Origin of the sequence: Acinetobacter sp. YH12046 (assembly GCF_013419905.1) — a bacterium.
Classification (GTDB): domain Bacteria; phylum Pseudomonadota; class Gammaproteobacteria; order Pseudomonadales; family Moraxellaceae; genus Acinetobacter.
In genome coordinates this window covers 289,335-303,874 of record NZ_VOZF01000001.1, presented here as the reverse complement: position 1 = coordinate 303,874, position 14,540 = coordinate 289,335, and the positions used below count along the sequence as shown (strand labels likewise).

The 14,540-nt window shown below is 45.0% G+C and carries 14 protein-coding genes; 8 read left to right on the top strand and 6 right to left on the bottom strand.

Annotation, left to right across the window (positions count from 1 at the left end):
- The first annotated feature begins 100 nt into the window (after positions 1–100).
- The 4 genes from FTU03_RS01395 (at position 101) to asd (ending at position 3,837) form a co-directional block, all read left to right on the top strand.
- Positions 101–628, top strand: coding sequence for an ankyrin repeat domain-containing protein (locus FTU03_RS01395; RefSeq protein WP_179991900.1), 528 nt, complete (start codon positions 101–103; stop codon positions 626–628).
- 128 nt (positions 629–756) lie between these two features.
- The gene (gene pncB / locus FTU03_RS01390; protein WP_179991901.1) at positions 757–1,962 is read left to right on the top strand and encodes a nicotinate phosphoribosyltransferase; all 1,206 of its coding nucleotides are present in this window, start codon (positions 757–759) and stop codon (positions 1,960–1,962) included.
- A 178-nt stretch (positions 1,963–2,140) separates the two neighbouring features.
- Entirely contained in the window at positions 2,141–2,989 is an 849-nt protein-coding gene (locus FTU03_RS01385) for a sulfurtransferase (RefSeq protein ID WP_179991991.1), read from the top strand.
- On the top strand, positions 2,986–3,837 hold the full coding sequence (asd, locus tag FTU03_RS01380) for an archaetidylserine decarboxylase (protein ID WP_166137528.1): 852 nt from the start codon (positions 2,986–2,988) through the stop codon (positions 3,835–3,837). Before FTU03_RS01385 ends, asd begins: the two co-directional genes overlap by 4 nt.
- A 299-nt stretch (positions 3,838–4,136) precedes the next feature.
- Here the strand turns inward: asd and FTU03_RS01375 are convergent, their stop codons facing one another.
- Together FTU03_RS01375 and argS are read right to left on the bottom strand one after the other, a co-directional pair.
- Positions 4,137–4,751, bottom strand: a complete 615-nt coding sequence (locus FTU03_RS01375) for an SPOR domain-containing protein (protein ID WP_159124212.1) — start codon at positions 4,749–4,751, stop codon at positions 4,137–4,139.
- Positions 4,752–5,064: 313 nt separating this feature from the next.
- A complete protein-coding gene (argS, locus tag FTU03_RS01370) occupies positions 5,065–6,855 on the bottom strand; it encodes an arginine--tRNA ligase (protein ID WP_179991902.1) in 1,791 nt (596 codons plus the stop codon).
- Between the two features lie 253 nt (positions 6,856–7,108).
- Here argS and FTU03_RS01365 point away from each other — a divergent pair, with 253 nt between their 5' ends.
- On the top strand, positions 7,109–7,396 hold the full coding sequence (locus tag FTU03_RS01365) for a DUF2798 domain-containing protein (RefSeq protein ID WP_125278848.1): 288 nt from the start codon (positions 7,109–7,111) through the stop codon (positions 7,394–7,396).
- An 88-nt stretch (positions 7,397–7,484) separates the two neighbouring features.
- On the opposite strand, the gene FTU03_RS01360 is transcribed toward FTU03_RS01365, so the two are convergent.
- The 3 genes from FTU03_RS01360 to FTU03_RS01350 are packed head-to-tail and all read right to left on the bottom strand — an operon-like array spanning position 7,485 to position 9,948.
- Positions 7,485–8,786: a DUF445 domain-containing protein gene (locus FTU03_RS01360; protein WP_179991903.1), complete on the bottom strand. Its 1,302-nt coding sequence runs from the start codon at positions 8,784–8,786 to the stop codon at positions 7,485–7,487.
- Between the two features lie 11 nt (positions 8,787–8,797).
- On the bottom strand, positions 8,798–9,367 hold the full coding sequence (locus tag FTU03_RS01355) for a hypothetical protein (RefSeq protein ID WP_179991904.1): 570 nt from the start codon (positions 9,365–9,367) through the stop codon (positions 8,798–8,800).
- A 41-nt stretch (positions 9,368–9,408) separates the two neighbouring features.
- Entirely contained in the window at positions 9,409–9,948 is a 540-nt protein-coding gene (locus FTU03_RS01350) for a DUF924 family protein (protein ID WP_179991905.1), read from the bottom strand.
- Positions 9,949–10,159: 211 nt separating this feature from the next.
- On the opposite strand from FTU03_RS01350, the gene gshA reads away from it, so the two are divergent.
- Together gshA and FTU03_RS01340 are read left to right on the top strand one after the other, a co-directional pair.
- The gene (gshA, locus tag FTU03_RS01345) at positions 10,160–11,737 is read left to right on the top strand and encodes a glutamate--cysteine ligase (RefSeq protein ID WP_179991906.1); all 1,578 of its coding nucleotides are present in this window, start codon (positions 10,160–10,162) and stop codon (positions 11,735–11,737) included.
- Positions 11,738–11,755: 18 nt separating this feature from the next.
- A complete protein-coding gene (locus FTU03_RS01340; RefSeq protein WP_159124206.1) occupies positions 11,756–12,283 on the top strand; it encodes a disulfide bond formation protein B in 528 nt (175 codons plus the stop codon).
- 88 nt (positions 12,284–12,371) lie between these two features.
- Here FTU03_RS01340 and FTU03_RS01335 read toward each other — a convergent pair whose 3' ends face one another.
- Positions 12,372–13,703 carry an alpha/beta hydrolase gene (locus tag FTU03_RS01335; RefSeq protein WP_166137513.1) on the bottom strand — a complete coding sequence of 444 codons (1,332 nt, stop codon included), beginning with the start codon at positions 13,701–13,703 and terminating at the stop codon, positions 12,372–12,374.
- Between the two features lie 243 nt (positions 13,704–13,946).
- Here FTU03_RS01335 and FTU03_RS01330 point away from each other — a divergent pair, with 243 nt between their 5' ends.
- Complete coding sequence (locus FTU03_RS01330; RefSeq protein ID WP_179991907.1) at positions 13,947–14,540, top strand: YqiA/YcfP family alpha/beta fold hydrolase; 594 nt, start codon at positions 13,947–13,949, stop codon at positions 14,538–14,540.

Below are 14,540 nucleotides of genomic sequence, written 5' to 3'. Positions count from 1 at the left end.
CTAGGGGGAGTTTTACAGGCACTCTGTTTTTCATTCCATCTCAGGTCAATTGAGTTTTTAAAAACTTAAATTTTCCTTTCGATTTCTATTGGAGTTCATCATGAAAGTTCTGCCACACGCATTTCTAGCCAGTATTCTTGCCTTTAGTTCCGCATTCGCAACTGCTGCTGAAGTGAAGAATGTCTCCCCTGCAAAAACTGCGGCAAGCGTTCAGATGACCTCACAACAGGAATTGATCGATCTGTTTTTTGCTGCTGCTAAAATCGGCAATAGCGAAGTGATCAATGAATTTTTAAAGCACGGCTTTCCAGTCGATGTACGCAATCAAGATGGTTATACCTCGTTGATGATGGCAACCTATTATGGCCATCAGGATATTGTGACCACCTTACTGGCCAAAGGGGCAGACCGCTGCGCCCGGGACAACCGTGGCAATACAGCCTTGATGGGTGCCTTGTTTAAAATGGAATTTGCCATTGCCAAACAGCTGCGTCAGGTCGACTGTGATGCCCAAGCCAAGAAAACCGGGCAAAAAACCACAGCTGAATTTGCCAAGGTGATCGGTCAGGAAAAGCAGCTACAAAAAATTATCAAGGAACAGGAAAACGGGCTGAAAGCAGTCAAATAACTGTGTGGGAAGCAGTTTATTTTCTTGAACTTTTGTCGATAATTCAGCTAGCTGTACGTAAATCCTGCAATATTGCCTAAACTTTTATGCTTTAATGCGGGATAAGCACAGCGATATTTCCCTTAGTTATGGCTCCAATTATCCACTCTTTGTTAGATACTGACTTGTATAAATTCACCATGCTACAAGTGGTATTACACAAGTTTCCACAAACGCATAGTGTCTATCATTTCCGTTGTCGCAACCTGGAAGATACGGAATATCCGCTGACGGATATTCTGGATGATTTGAATCACCAACTGGATTTGCTGTGTCAGCTCAAATTTAAAGAAGACGAATTACAATATTTACGCAGCCTGCGTTTTATCAAAAGCGATTTTGTGGATTATCTGGAACTATTCCAGCTCAAACGGCGTTTTATTAAGGCCACCATCGACAATGAAGGCCGCCTGGATATTACTATTGAAGGCCCCATGGTTCAGGCAATGATGTTTGAAATCTTTGTACTGGCCATTGTGAATGAACTGTATTTCAGTCGTATCCGTACACCCGAAGTGCTAGCCGAAGGTGAGCGCCGTTTAAAAGCTAAAATTGAATTGCTAAAACAGTATGATGCCGCGCAGAACCCGAATGATCCACCATTCCTGGTCTCGGACTTTGGTACCCGCCGTCGTTATAGTTTTGACTGGCAAAAGCATGTCGTTGAAGAATTTAATAAAGCTGCACCGCACGTGTTCCGTGGGACCAGTAATGTGTACTTAGCCAAAGAATTGGGTATTACCCCGATCGGCACCATGGCGCATGAATTTCTGCAAGCCTTTCAGGCCTTGGATGTGCGTCTGCGTAATTTCCAGAAAGCAGCCCTAGAAACCTGGGTACAAGAATACCGTGGTGACCTCGGAATTGCCTTGACCGATGTAGTCGGTATGGATGCTTTCCTGCGTGACTTTGACCTGTACTTTGCCAAACTGTTTGACGGCTTGCGTCATGATAGTGGCGATCCCTATGAATGGGGTGACAAGGCTTATGCTCACTATAAAAAGCTGAAAATTGACAGCAAAACCAAAATGCTGACTTTTAGTGATGGCCTGAATCTGGAAAAAGCCTGGAAATTGCATCAATACTTTAAAGACCGCTTTCAGGTCAGCTTCGGGATCGGCACCAATCTGACCAATGACATGGGGCAGACGCCGCTAAATATCGTATTGAAACTGGTGGAATGCAACCGTCAGTCGGTAGCGAAAATCTCCGATAGCCCAGGAAAAACCATGACGGATAATGATACTTTCCTGGCATATTTGCGTCAGGTGTTCAATATCTCAGAACCTGTCTAAAAATCTCTGCTTGATTCAAAAAACCGCTTCAATCATGAGGCGGTTTTTTCTTGGATGATGGTCTTTCTTAAATCAGCTTTAGCTAAAATTATGCTAAGGATCTAGATAAAAACAACATAATTGAAAAAATGAGCTGTGCTAAGATCAAAAGGATTTGACCGCAATGACAACTACTAAGATGACAGCTTCCGCCTTTGACTTTGGTCTGCTGATTGAAGCAGAAGATTTGGTTCCACATTTGGGAAATGAAAAACTTCGAATTGTTGATTTAAGCCGGGCGTCGGTTTATGAACAATTGCATATTCCACATGCCTTACATCTGCAACCCAAGCTGCTGGTTCGTCAGGAAGAAACAGCCATGGGCCTGTTACCGGATGCAGAAGGGCTGGAAGCTTTAATTCGTTACCTGAATATTTCTCCTGAACATCATGTCGTAGCTTATGATGATGAAGGCGGTGCGTGGGCAGGGCGTCTGCTCTGGAACCTGCATTGCATGGGCTTTGAAAATACCAGTTTACTCAATGGCGGCATTCATGCCTGGCTGGGTGCGGGACTACCGACTTCATCAGATCAGGAAACGTTTATACCTGTCGATCATCTGGTTCCAGTCAATCTTGAAAGAAAGGCTGAGTTTCAGATTGATTATGATGAATTAAAACAACTCATTGAAAATGAAAAAATTCAGGTATGGGATTGTCGTACAGAAGATGAATACACTGGCCTGCGTCTGGCTGCGCGACGCGGTGGTCACATCCCGGGCGCACGTCATTTTGAGTGGAGTACTGCCCTTAACCGGCAAAATCATTTAAAATTACATCCTTTACCACGTACTCAGCAGCGTCTGGAACAACTGGGATTTGATCTGGATCAGCCGGTTGTGGTGTATTGTCAGTCCCATCACCGTTCAGGTCTGGCTTATATTCTGGGTCGCTTATTCGGCTGGAATATTCGAGCCTATGATGGTGCGTGGAGTGAATGGGGCAACCGCCTCGATAGTCCAATCGCTACAGGAGAGGTGCCATCTTGAGCATCACATCGCGTCTAAAACAACAACTGTTTATCCAGGCCCAAAAAGTGGTGCCACAGCATCGCCTGTCCCGTGTGGTGGGAAAAATTGCAGCCAGCGAAAATCCGATTGTAAAAACAGCCGTGATCGCAGCATTCAAGACCAAATACGGAATTGATATGTCGATTGCTGAGCAAACCAATGCCCTGAAATTCAAATCATTTAATGATTTCTTTACCCGTGGACTAAGAACCGGGGTGCGTGCGGTCGATGCTGATTCAACTGCGATCGTATCTCCGGCAGATGGCGCGATTTCCCAACTGGGTAAAATTGAAAATGGCGATGTGTTTCAGGCCAAAGGCCAGAAGTTTACGGTTGAAAACTTGATTGCTGATCCGCAACTAGCAGAACCATTCAAGAATGGTGAGTTTGCGACGGTGTATCTGTCACCACGTGACTATCACCGTGTTCACATGCCATTTGCCGGGACTCTGACTGAAACTTTATATGTGCCGGGTGAACTGTTCTCGGTCAACCAGACCACAGCCGAAAATATTCCAGGTCTGTTTGCCCGTAATGAACGTATGGTATGTCTGTTTGATACCGAACTTGGTCGTATGGCAGTGGTTCTAGTTGGTGCGATGATTGTGGCTGGTATTGAAACTGTGGCGACTGGCAAGGTAAAACCATCTGGTCGTATCGAGCTAAACCAGCACAATTTATTCCTTGAAAAAGGCGCTGAACTGGGTCGTTTTTACCTAGGTTCAACCGCCGTTATCCTGTTTGAGGAAAACAAGATGCAATGGGATGAGAAATTTAAAGCCAATTCAACCGTATTGATGGGTGAGGCGTTGGGTCATACCCTATAAAAAGCTTTTAATCTCCTGTTATGTTGCTTCCCCCTTTGAAAAAGGGGGATTGAGGGGGATTAAATATTCTAATTTCCTCCTCTTGCGTTTCAATTCAAAGCAGTGCTTCAAAGCTTGCTTAGGAGGGAATCTCATGATAACAAATATCCCTTAGATTCTTTCCCTTTGAAAAAGGTGAGAAGCCTTGCTTCGCAAGAGGGAGTTAAAAAATTAAAATCCCTCCCAACCTCCCTTTAAAAAAGGGAGGAGATAAAAGATCCAAAAAAAGCGCCATCTGGCGCTTTTTTATTTTCTAAACTTTATCGTTTGACCACGATCGAATCGATACCACTATGTTGTAAGGTTTGCTGTGCAATAATCGCAGATTCTGCTGAATCATAAGGTCCAGACACGACACGATACCAAACCTTGCCATTTTCCACACTGCGGACTACATCTGCAGATAAACCGTTGAGAATGATTTCTGCACGGCGGGCATCTGCCTGATCCGGGTCATCAAAACTACGAACTTGTAAAATATAGCTTGCAGAAGCAGGAGTTGGGGCTTCGGTTGCATCCAGACCTGGCTCAGTTGCTGTTTCTGATTCATCAACTTCAGGTCTTGGTGCCTCTACAATCACCACTGCTTCCTGATTTTTTGCTTCAGGAACCGCCTCTTCAGGAATCGGTGTCACTTGCTGCTGTGGCAACAGATCATAAAAACGGTAGTCTTTATTGGTATCTTCTTCTTGAGAATGCTCAGCCGTAGCCTGGTTTTTAGGTTTAACAGGTTCCCATGGCTTCCACAGCATGAGTGCCATTAAAAAACTTAACACGATTAAAATGATCACGAGTGTGCCGAGCCAGGTAGGAATAAGTGGCTTTTTGGGCTTATTCGGTCTTTCAGATACACCGCGCTGCGTTTTTCCAAACACTTGGGATTTCCTCTTATTTATCGGGGCAAATAGAAAAGGCATAACAGCAGTTATGCCCCTACTATGACTTCATCCTATGTGATCGTGATAGAAAAGTCATTATCTAGATCACAAATCACACAGAATTTTAATTTATCTGCATCTTCAAACACATAGCTAAAGTTACAAAATATTTATTCAGCAGATAAACGGCAATGACTAGCATGCTGACTTCGAGCAGAGCTCTCCGTCTTGCGTCAATGTAAAAGCAGTGCTTTACATTTTCGCTTCGAGCTTAGCTCTCGCCTTGCGAGCATGCAAAACAGTGTTTTGCTTACATGCTCTCAGGCGCAGATACACCAAGCAGTTCCAGACCGTTACGCAGCACCTGGCGAACATTTACAGATAACAGTAAACGTGCCTGAGTTAATTCTGCATCATCGCCCAGAACCTTGTTGTCGTTGTACCAGCCATGGAACAGCGCAGCCAGCTCTTTCAGGTAGTTACCAATCTGATGCGGTTCATAGCTGTTTGCAGCACGAACGACAATCTCTGGATAAGCTGCCAGCTTTGCCAGAATTTCAGTCTCCGCTTCCAGCTCAAGTTTGGCTGCCAGACCACGTGCAGTGGCTGCATCAAAGTTCACACCTGTAGAGGTTGCCTTTTCTAACATACGGCAGATCCGCGCATGCGCATACTGGATGTAATACACGGCATTGTCCTTGCTTTGAGATACGGCAAGGTCAAGGTCGAAGTCAATGTGCTGTTCAGATTTACGCATGACATAGTAGAAACGCGCTGCATCATTACCGACTTCTTTACGCAGGTCACGTAAAGTCACGAACTGGCCTGAACGAGAGGACATCTGTACCATCTCTCCACCACGCCACAGGCTGACAAACTGAACCAGAAGTACAGTCAGTTTTTTCGAGTCATAGCCCAGAGCATCAATCGCTGCTTTTACACGTGCGATATAACCGTGGTGATCTGAACCCCAGATATCTATAATATCGGTATAGCCACGTTGTAATTTGTTTAGGTGATACGCAATATCAGACGCGAAATAAGTGGTTTGACCATTACGGCGTTTAACCACGCGGTCTTTTTCATCACCAAATTCAGTTGACTTGAACCAGATGTTACCATCTTTTTCATACAGGAAGCCTCGCTGATCTAGAGTTTGTAGCGCTTCATCAATTTTTTCAGTCAGAGTTGCTTCGCTGAACCACTGGTTGAAAGTCACCCCGAATTCACCGAGGTCATCTTTAATATCATCAAGGATGGCTTTTAACGCAGCTTGATGGAATACACGGTAACCTTCATTTAATAAAGTTTGTGAGTTGAAGATCAGGCCATCAATGTGCTTTTCTTTATCGCCTGAAACAACTACTTTATTGCCTTCAGCATCCGGTTCGGCAGCATACTGTACGTCTTCAGGGACATCTTTATAAACGTCTGCAACAGGGCGAACATAGATATCGCCGTCTTTATCAATAATGCTTTGTGCGATTTCTTTAACGTAATCACCTTGATAGGCATTTTTCGGGAACACCAGTTCCTGACCCGTCAATTCTAAATAACGCAGATAAGTTGAAGTCGCCAGAATATCCATCTGACGGCCAGCATCGTTAACATAATATTCACGGTCAACTTTGGCACCTGTCGCTTCAAGCAGATTTGCAACAGTCATACCATAAGCAGCGCCACGACCATGACCTACGTGCAGGCTAGAAGTCGGGTTCGCAGACACAAATTCAACCTGAACGCGTTTTTCCGCATTGGCCTGGGTACGACCATACGTTGCCTGTTGAGCCTGAATCTGATCCAGCACAGCAAAACGCTGGTCTGCATTTAAAAAGAAGTTAATAAAGCCTGGGCCTGCAATTTCTGCCTTGCTGATATCCGCCACTTCAGGCAGGGCAGCAAGGATTTTTTCTGCTAAATCACGCGGTTTCATCCCCGCAGCTTTAGACGCGATCATGGCAATATTTGATGCAAAGTCACCGTGGCTGCGGTCTTTGGTACGCGTCAAATTACTTGTATTGTTCCAGTCAGATGGGAGTACGTTTTGTGCCTGTAAAGTTTGCACTGCATGATCGAGAGCTGCTTGGATTGCCGTATTCATAATCAGTCGAAAATAGATATCGCAGAAAAACAGCAAATATAGCAAATTTCCGACTCTTTAGGTAAAACCATTTATGGGGAATAAAAAATATACGATTAGCAGCCTATGGTTTCTATCCATCGGTCGGTCATCAATGAAGGATCACATGAGAAAGAGGGGAATAAATAAGTTGCAAACTTTACTATAAAAAATGAATCATCCAGCAATCAAAATAGCCTATATTAGCCTGATTGAAACTATAAAAAGAGTCAGCATGGATTCAAAACAGCGTCCGACCATCATCGGCAATATTCCCAAACTTCCAGCCAAATGGGCCTTGGTCATTGTGCCTTTTATCTTGTCCTGCCTGATGAGTGGAATTATTTCCATGATTAACATGCTGCGCAATCTGGGCTGGATTGAGGGCTTTATGGCCCTCTGGTTTCATAACTGGATGATTTCCTGGGCGATTGCTTTTCCGATTGTGGTAACGCTTTTGCCTTTTGTACGCAAATTTGCCGGATTGCTGGTCGATATGTCAGGAAATCAGCCACCCAAATAATTGTTTTCTATCAATGAGAATTAAGAAAGAAGTTTTAGAAGGTAAAAAGCATTCGCTAACAGATGAGTTCTATAGCTGAAAAAACCAACTAAATCAGATGCTCGACTGCAGCGCGGATGATCCCAAGGATCAGACCAATACAGGCCCCGACCACGACACCATTGACCCGGATCATATGCAGGTCACCACCGACTTCGTTTTCAATCTTGTCGATCATCTCAGTCGAATCCCATTCATGAATACGTTCACTGATAAAACGGATCACTTTCTCACTGTACTGGTCACTCAAATCGACAGCGATACCACTGAGACGGTTATTCAGCAACTCACGCACTGAAGTATTTGAAATAATATTTTCACCGACTTGCTGAATGGCGACTCGCAGATTCTCCGCAATCCCCGAATCCGACTTTTGCAAATCTGCTTTGATGGCATCGCATAAAATGACCACTGCACCACTGATAAAATTTAGCACTTGCGGACTGTCAAGCAGGGCATCTTTAGTTTCATTCAGTCGCTGGCTGGCCATACTTTCAGAATCTGCCAATTGCTGCATCAATTCTTGAGCTGTTTCTTCAATTTTAAGCCGCCACGGATGGTCGGGATCTGCCAGCATGGCTTCCACCCGCTGAATCACCGAATCGATACTGCGTTGCTGCACATCAATACCGATCCAGCTGGCGCCTTTGGCCAGACGCCAGACGCCCATTTCCTTGAATAAAGTGCGGGTCAGCTCACGGGTCTGTTCCGGATTTGAAGTCATCCAGGCATGCACCACATCCAGGCCACGTTGCAGCACATCCTGATGGAAATCATTTTCCAAAATAGCGCGCAGCATTTCGCTGGCCAGGGTATTGATCTGGGTGTTTTTGACCCATTGCACACTGTTGCTCTGGATAAACCCGGCGATCTGTTCCTGCCCGACAAATTCAAATACTTTGGGTACGGTCTGCTGAATCACTTGTATGACTTGGGCATTATTCTGCGGATTGGCCAGCCAGCGGCCGGCAGCCAGACTTAAGTCCGTACTAGCCAGACTGCGCTGCACAATTTGCGGGGAAAGGAAATTTTCCTGCACAAAGCGCCCCATAGATTCGGCAATCCGGGCTTTATTGCGTGGAATAATTTCAGTATGGTCACGTAAAAATTTTGGAATCGGTAGCCGGCCAAAAGGATTGCGGAACAGCACGGTAATTGCATACCAGTCCGCCAGACCACCGACTACACCTGCTTCGGCAGAGAGCATCAGAATATGAATCAGCCAGACATATTCAGGCAGCAGTTTGGCAGTAATCATCAGCGCCAGCCAAGCCAGTACTGCGACAACCAGTGCAATGGTCGCAAAACGTTTACTGCGTTGTAAGCTTGGTGACGGCTGCTCTTTCTGCATAAATCATCCTGTTATTGAGGCGTGGCCGGCTGTGGTTGGAGTACTTGGCCGGATGGACTTACTCCATATTTAGCGCCAAGTGATTGTAAAATCAAGCGGGCATCAAAAGCATCTTTCGGCTCCTGACCGGCTTTAAAGCACTCAATGGTATAAGCGACCTGGGCAGGATCTAAAGTGACAGTATAGGGGTGGTCATAGAATGGATCGGGCCAGAATCCCGGATAACGGCGGGAATAACCATAAGGACGATAATAGCCGTATGGATAGACACTAGGCGCTGGATAGACAATTGCCTGACGTGGAGGTTGCTGGCTACGATTACTTGGATCGTTCAGTACCCGGAAAAACTGGAAGCCATTTTGTACCGTAGTTTGAGCAGCTTTTAGCAGGGTAATTTCTTCGGCTGTACCGAAACTCATATTAGGTCGCGCCTGAAAACTGATGCGATAAGTGTTGGCATTCAGTGGAGTAGTGCTGTACTGGCCGAGCTGGTCAAAGGTAAGCGGCTTGGACGGTGTCGTTGCACAGCCGGAAAGCAGGGCGGTCGTCGCAAGGGTCAGGGCAATGACGGTCTTTTTCATCTTCGTTCTCCTGATAGGATGATCCAGCGAGTTACAGACCTCTAGAAGCTGCTATCTGGCTGGGTCAGGAAACTCAATTCTTCCTCGGTGGATTCACGGCCCAGAATCTGGTTGCGATGTGGGTAGCGTCCGAAACGGTCAATAATGATTTTATGCTTGATTTCATATTCGAGGTTTTCTGGATTGCCGAGGCGCTGAAATAATTTTAGCGCAAATTCATGTATTAATTTAGATTCGCTATGCATGAAAGGCATATAAAGAAAGGAACGTTGCTCCGGACTCAGCTGTTTATCCAGATCTTGGCTGATGGCTTCCTGAGCCAGTGCCAAAGCCAGACTATCCTGAGCAAAAGCACGCGGCGTATCCCGAAAAATATTGCGTGAGAACTGGTCCAGAACAAGGATTTCAGCTAATCGACCATCAGCATTCTTACGCCATGACCACAGTTCAGCTCTACTCGCCTGTTCCAGAATATCACCAAATTTTTCCTTCAAACTTTGGTCGAACTGGTCACTTTTGGCAAACCAGTTGGGTTGAGTTTCAGGACTAAACCAGAAGTCTAAAATATCTTGATAATTCATAATGTTTACAATTTATTAGTATTTATTTGTCAATAAAATCACAAATTTCACATGTCTTATAGAGAAACTTTGTGTTAAAAATTTGCCCAACTAAAAATCAATGGTTTGCTTGAAAACTAGGCAGGGCAGCATGTGCTGTCTGGAAATCGCGGTATACTAAGCTAAACCGATGATTCTATTTTAATAGTTACCCCCATTAAGCGAGATTGTAATGAGTCAACCTGAATCGACTGCCCATGATGTATTACCGGAATGGGTAGATTCGTCGCTCATCAAAGGAATGCTGCGCGGTATCGAGCGTGAGAGCTTGCGTATGCAAAGCAATGGTTTCCTGTCGCAGGAACCGCATCCTCATGCCTTAGGTTCAGCTCTGACACATCCGCATATTACGACCGATTATTCTGAAGCCTTGATGGAGTTTATTACTCCACCGAAAGAGAGTATTACTGAGGCATTAAACTATCTGACCGACATTCATGCCTTTGTACATCGTCATCTGAAAAATGATGAAAAGCTCTGGCCGATGTCTATGCCGTGCATGCTCGACAGTAAGGATGAAAATATCCCGCTGGCGCAATATGGCAGCTCCAATATTGGCTTATTTAAAACGCTGTATCGTCATGGTTTAGGCGTGCGTTATGGTCGCCGTATGCAGACCATTTCCGGGGTTCACTATAATCTGTCTTTCCCGGATAATTTCTTTATAGCACTTCAGGAACAGGAAACTGATGAAGAGCTACGCGCTTTAAGCCTGCAGGATTATCGCAGCCATCGCTATATGGGGCTGATCCGTAACTTTATTCGTTTAACGCCACTGGTAATTTTCCTGGTTGGTGCCAGTCCAGCAGTGTGCCAGTGTTTTATGACTGGACGTGATCACCATCTATTTCCGCTGGTACGCGGTACTTTATATACGCCTTATTCGACTGCATTACGGATGGGACGCTTTGGCTACCAGAATTCAGCGCAGAAACAGCTCGGTATTCACTACAATAATCTGCAGGATTATCTGGAAGGTCTGCAAAAAGCGGTCAGAACACCGTACAAACAGTTTACCCGTCTGGGTCTGGATGATGCCAATGGTCAGCCAATTCAGATCAATGACCATGTGCTACAGATTGAAAATGAATACTACAGTCTGGTGCGTCCAAAGCAGGTACCTAAAGAAGGTGAAACTCCATCGCAAGCCTTGCAAAATCGCGGGATCGGCTATGTTGAGCTGCGTGCTGTAGATGTCAATCCGTATAGCGCGATCGGGATCAATGAAGATACTGCCGGCTTCCTGGAAGTAGTGGCACTGTACTGCTTATTGCAAGACAGCCCGGCATTGCTGGATGCCGAACAGGAAATCATTGACCAGAATCAGGCTGAAGTGGTCAATCGTGGCCGCGCCTATAACGCTGCGATTATGGAAAATGGCCAGCGCTATATGATTGAAGACTGGTGTAATTTACATTTGCAACGTATGCAGCCACTGGCTCAATTGCTCGATCAGGCTTATGAAACTGATCTATATAGCAATGCTATGCAAGCCATGCAGATCCGTGTCGATGAAGTTGATGCGACCTTGTCAGCCCTGATTGTCGGAGATATTCGTAGCCACAGCAGCATGTGGCAGTTTGGTCAGCATTTGGCCCATCAGCATAGCAATCTCTATGAATCACATCGATTAAGCAAAGAAACACTTAAATATTTCAATGAATTGTCACAAAAGTCATTGCAGCAACAACAGCAGCTCGAGCAAGATAACACGATCAGTTTTACTGAATATTTAGCCCAATATCGATAATAAATAAGAGGATTAACCATGCAATGGGGTTATCGCTTCGTGAGTGGTGTGTTGTTTTTGGCATCTGTTGCCGGGATGGCATTTGCTTTATATCTTGAGCATGGACAGGGCCTGAACCCTTGCCCATTGTGTGTGTTTCAACGAATCGGATTGATCGGACTAGGGATTATTTCCCTGATTGCCTTGCTGCATAATCCGAAATCCAATGCCATGAAGCGTGGTTATGCTTTCTTAGGCTCGCTGAGTATCTTATGGTCAGTCGGTGTCGCTGCACGGCATGTCTGGCTACAGAACCTGCCCCCAGATCAAGTGCCGAGCTGTGGCCCAGGTCTGGATTACTGGCTGGAAACTTTGCCGATGAAATCGGTATTACAGCAGGTATTAAACGGTTCAGGTGAATGTGCCGCAATTGACTGGACGTTCCTGGGGCAATCTTTACCGGTCTGGTCATTGGTGTTCTTCAGTATTTTATTGCTGATCAGCCTGTGGCAGTTATTTCGCAAATATCAGACTGCGCCCGTCAAACGTCTAAGAGATAAATACTGATTTTCAAAATTGGAATCAAAAAAGCCAGTCTACAGACTGGCTTTTTTTTATCACTCTCTTAGAGGCGAACCAAATTTTTTACCTTCAATCAGGTTAGGGCAATGCCTTCAATACTGTCCAGATCGGTCACGTATTCATGAATTTGCGTATAGGTTTCATCTTCCACACTTGGATAGAACCAGCGCACAATCTGTTCGGCCACCAGTGGATGATACTGAATTTCAAAATGATTCAGTCCATAGAAAATCGCCTTATGTGCGTCGGGTACTTTCAGATCAAAACGCGGATGGGGATGTTCGCCCAAGGCACTTTTGACACTGACCAGATAATCACCGATCACATTAAGCGTTTTGTTGGTATGGTGTTCAAACTCGATCGTACCTGCCACCAGATAGGCATCAATATGCGCAGGAATCGGTGCCGGTTTACGGTTGTCGTCCATAAAGCCAATCCGTACCGGATTATGTTCCCAGTCATCATCCCGGACGCTGCCATGACGTAAGTCTAGAATTCCGTTACTGCGAATATTCACCACATGTCCCACAATTTTCACTAAAGGAAAATGTCCGAGCTTTTCCTGCAAACTAAAACCAAAACGTTCCAGTACCGCACCATGATGCGGTGAGCCCAGACAGACCAGATTTTCTACCATCGGAATCCAGTCATAGACATTTTGTTTGCCATAGAACAAGGCGCTGCGTGACACCAGACCGCCCATACTGTGTCCGATCAGATCAATACTGGTAATTCCTGGATTACGTTTGACCAGATCCTGCAAGGCATTGGCCAGACTGCGGCCATTGGCTGAAATGCGGCGTCCGGTATTGTAGTTCAGGTACAGCATGGTGTTATGGTCACGCTGTGCCAGTAATTTTTCTCCAATGCCCGGATATTTGCGGGTTGACCAGTCCAGATGGTTCATGCACAGACCATGCACAAATAGGGTAATGCGTCCGGTTAGCTCACCTTGTTGCAGAGAACCATAATGATCGTAAATGAGCATCGGCAGGGCGAGAGGATTCTGATATTTCAGCAGATAATCGCCAATAATCCCGTTCAGGGCACTGACCATAAAATGCATGGTCGGGGTCAGAGGTTTATTATGTAATTTTGGAAATCTTTCAATAATACGGCGCAGTCCAGGCGCAATCAGAGTATTGCCATAATGAAAGATCATGTCATAAGACATTTGATACAGACGTACGATATAAGGAATATTCTGGAAAGTTTTGGAATTTTTTTCACTCAGCCCGAATACGCTCATTAAAATTTCACGCTGAATCGATTTAATCAGCTCCTGTACTACATCACTAAAGCGCATGGTGACCAATTGTGCCAGGCCTTCCAGGACATCTGCCTGGCTAAGCGGAGTTCGGTCCCATCGACAATAGGTTTCATGCAATGGCGTTAAACTTGGCATTTGATCCTATCCTTTATATGAGCCGTAGACATCTTTCTTTTTTGAGCACTTCGCGGTATAAATTCTTTTTTTCAGTATTCTTGATTCTCAATTTATTCGGAATACTCTTAAAATAGCGAGAATTGCATAACATTAAAGGCTTTTTTGTCAGACAATTTAAGCAATTAAGTGGTTATAAAATGAAGTGTATTTCACACTTTTAAATTAAATTTTGACATTTTGTTTGTTTTTTATTGATTGCCGATGAATATCATTTACCTGCATGGGTTCAAGAGTAGTAGCAGCTCAATTAAAGGCCAGTTATTGGAACAATACTGTGCAAAGTACCCGGATATTCAGGTGCATTTACCCGATTTGAACATGCCGCTCATAGCTGCAATTCAGAAGATTTCTAAATTGATCCAGTCGATGGATCAGGTAGCATTAGTCGGCAGTAGCTTGGGGGGATTTTATGCGACATATCTGGTCGCTCAAGCGCATGTGCCGGCTGTACTGATCAATCCGGCAATGCGACCATGGCAGCTGTTTCGTGAACTGTTTGATGATGAATTGCCCCTGCAGGTTCATCCGAACTGGTGCCTGAATGACACAGATCTTGGTCAGCTCGAAGCCATGGCGCTACCAACTGCACAAGATGCAGACAAAATGTTAGTGCTGTTACAACAAGGCGATGAAGTTTTGGATTATCGTGAAGCACATCGCTATTATAGTTCAGCTCGTCCACCTGCACTGCTGATGACCGAGGCCAATGGCAGCCATGGCATGGATGATTTTGCGGAGAAAATTCCGCTGCTCTTACAGTTTTTATCCGACTGCATAAAAAAGGAAACCGAATAA